Source organism: Bacillus sp. P4_D3 (assembly GCF_056401855.1).
Genome location: NZ_JBFUIN010000379.1, coordinates 1 through 3,024, shown reverse-complemented (window position 1 = coordinate 3,024; position 3,024 = coordinate 1). Strand labels below are relative to the sequence as shown.

Genomic DNA, 3,024 nt, shown 5'->3' with positions numbered 1-3,024 from the left:
TTTCAGGTGTAGGAGATTCTTTTACATATTGAGGTGCACATAAATGAAGCATTGGAGTGTTAATACTTCCACCTGGATCTAAAGCAACTACGGCCATACCATTTGGCAGTTCCATTGCCATTGACTGCGTGATACCTTCAATAGCAAACTTCGAAGCACAATATGGCGCAAGTTCACCCTCGCCTTCTCTTCCCCAACTAGAGCTCATATTAATAATAATTCCTTCTTTCCTAGCTATCATCGCCGGGACAAACGCCCTAATGACATTTACTACCCCGTTCACATTTACACTCATTACTCTTTCAAATTCTTGAGCGGTAACTTTCCATAGCGGTGCATTTTGATTAACAATCGATGCATTATTTATTAACATATCGGGAGCCCTATACCTATTAAGAATCCGACTTGCCCATTTACTAACTTGGTGATGATTTGAAACATCAATTATTTGAAAATCATGTGAAGCACCGTAATATTTATTAAGCTCTTCAATTTTATTTTTTGAGCGTCCACACCCTGCTATTTTCCATCCCAATTCATGAAACCTATCAACCATTGCACGTCCTAACCCTTGCGTTACTCCAGTAATAATTACAAGTTTCCCAATGTCGTTTCGTTCCAACTGTATCTCCTCCTTTCAATTAATATTACTCTTTTTATTCTTATTCAACTTCTCACTTAAGTATCAATTCATTTCATACTTTAGAAGTATTTTTGATATTACATATTAACAAGCAAAAAGAGTAACCATAATAGTTACTCTTTTTGTTTACATCGATAAATATAGGCTACACCTTAATGAAAGTATATTTATGTTTATGGTTCGATTTATCTAAATACTTTTCAATCCACTTTTGCAACTTAACAGAGCCCATCTCTATCAAAGAATTTCCACCTAGTCTTATAGCATACTTTTATTTAAATTCTCAATCTCATTTTGCAACTTTTTAAATTGCTCAAAATGCATTGTTATAGATTGAATACTATTCCTTTCAACATTTTGCTTCACTAATAAAACGCCTGTATCGTGAAAAATCGCTTCAAGTTCTTTCCTTATAGATACTTTCGTAATATATGCGGTTTTAATTGCCGATAAAATTGCTATTTCATTAAACTTTAATTTTATTTCATTAGGACAAAATGCTTTTTCGATCAAAGTAACATCATTACTATAAATAAAAGCAACAAGTTTACTTGATTCTGCATCTGTTAAATCCACTGTTTTTATAACATTATCCATTACATTTTGCCTCCTTTAATTCCGTATATATTAATTATTCGAATTTATTCTTTTTAAAATTCAACTCTTCGTTAATTTTAACATACTTTTTGCTCGATTGATTAAACAAAGCTTATAACATTTTTCTATTCCGGAATATTTGTCAAATGAACCAATTAGACTATACCTTCATATAGTAATGCAAACAATTACTTATAAAGTAGGTGAAAATTATGCCCTCAGTTGTAGGGAATTTAGTTGTACAAAATAGTAACGGGTCTTTCAACTTAGGTGATTTCTACAACGTTTCTCCAAAAGAGAATACGAAAGCTTATAACGGCTCTGGCGCATCTAACGTTGGTTTCGTAGTGAACACTTTCAGTGGGGTTAGCGCGACTAATACATTTGATTCTGATCTAGCAGATCAAAACCAAGTTGGTACGGCCTAACCAAATCGGTAATCATTTTTGTATAACATTTTCAAATTTGTCTATACTATACTCAGGCTGATACACAGCTATCGTCGATTTTTTGAGTGCCAATCTTTTTCTCCCTTTCCCTGGGACTAAGCAGCTAGTTTGCATCTAGCTGCTTTTTCATTTAGTTCTTCACCTCTTCAAAAAAATTAGGCTTTTACAGGTAGCCTGACTCACAGCCGAATTTTGAGGCGTAAATCTAACTGCCCGCAAATAGCTAGATAAATTAAAGAAGCTAAACTTCAAAATTCAGCTTCTTTTAAGTTACATCAATTATGTCCCTTGCAGCAAATATATATGTTTTATAAAATGCATCTGTACATTTTACAATTTGTTGAATTGGATTTATATGAACCACTGTCATATAACTCGTAAGTATGTATCCTTCTTCAAAATAGGTCACTAACATCTCTTTTTCAGACAATAATGAAGTTAATAATTTGTCTGAAATACTTTCTTTCGCTTCATTCGTTATTAGTGGCCTTTGGACTTTTAATTTCTCTCCAATAATTTTTCTCATACTTAATAATTGTTCCGACATTACTGTAAATGGAACCCACTCTCTTCCTTTTTCCTGTACCTTTACATAATTCATTTTCTTTACTCCTCAATTTTCTACATCTATCCATTCATAAATTTTACTTCTAAATACACTTTATCCATCTCTTATTTAATATGTAGCGTAGCTTTCCAATTCAAAATTATTTATGAATTTGTAGGAATCTCCACCCAAAAAGAACGTTAGTTCTAATTATACACGAACGAATGTTCTTTCGGAAGTACAACATGTAAATTTTTTAAACAAAATGCAACCTTAATCTATGAAGTTTATTCATACTGATTGATTCCTCCTTTTAATTAATGAATTCTCTTTGCACTTCCTATCGCATCATAGAATACGTGTAGCAACAATAAAAGCGACTCCACCTAATGTGAAATCGCTTTTATTGAACTAATTATATTTCTAATTTTACTTTTCTATCCTAACTAACGTTCTTTCTGGAATACAAATTTCAGCTACATCTCATTAACCATCCTTCAACAAAAGCATATACTTTGATTATGAACGAACGCACAAATCTTTAGAAACTTATGATGTAAAACCATTCATTCCTCATAAGTTTCATACATATCGACAATTACTACCATTTATCCCGCTATTTGCGAGCTAATAATCAGTGAGAACGAACAAAACTCAAATTGATTAATATTTCACTTTCTTTATTGAATAAGTTTAGGTTGCATAATAATATGTAATTCTCTCTCTGTTTCTGTTTTTTTCGGATTTCGATAGTATTCCAGTTTATATTCTAATACTTCATACTCAAC

Annotated in this window: 4 protein-coding genes; 1 reads left to right on the top strand and 3 read right to left on the bottom strand. The window is 32.1% G+C overall.

Annotated elements, in window-relative coordinates:
• Together AC1DTM_RS21380 and AC1DTM_RS21375 are read right to left on the bottom strand one after the other, a co-directional pair.
• Positions 1 to 622, bottom strand: a 622-nt coding sequence (locus tag AC1DTM_RS21380; protein WP_477000817.1) for an SDR family oxidoreductase, incomplete at its 3' end; no start/stop codon positions are given.
• A 279-nt stretch (positions 623 to 901) separates the two neighbouring features.
• Positions 902 to 1,240 carry a hypothetical protein gene (locus AC1DTM_RS21375; protein ID WP_002012726.1) on the bottom strand — a complete coding sequence of 113 codons (339 nt, stop codon included), beginning with the start codon at positions 1,238 to 1,240 and terminating at the stop codon, positions 902 to 904.
• A 212-nt stretch (positions 1,241 to 1,452) separates the two neighbouring features.
• On the opposite strand from AC1DTM_RS21375, the gene gerPF reads away from it, so the two are divergent.
• Positions 1,453 to 1,668, top strand: coding sequence for a spore germination protein GerPF (gerPF, locus tag AC1DTM_RS21370; RefSeq protein ID WP_001141569.1), 216 nt, complete (start codon positions 1,453 to 1,455; stop codon positions 1,666 to 1,668).
• A 286-nt stretch (positions 1,669 to 1,954) separates the two neighbouring features.
• Here the strand turns inward: gerPF and AC1DTM_RS21365 are convergent, their stop codons facing one another.
• Positions 1,955 to 2,290, bottom strand: a complete 336-nt coding sequence (locus AC1DTM_RS21365; RefSeq protein ID WP_002012722.1) for a YolD-like family protein — start codon at positions 2,288 to 2,290, stop codon at positions 1,955 to 1,957.
• Positions 2,291 to 3,024 lie beyond the last annotated feature (734 nt).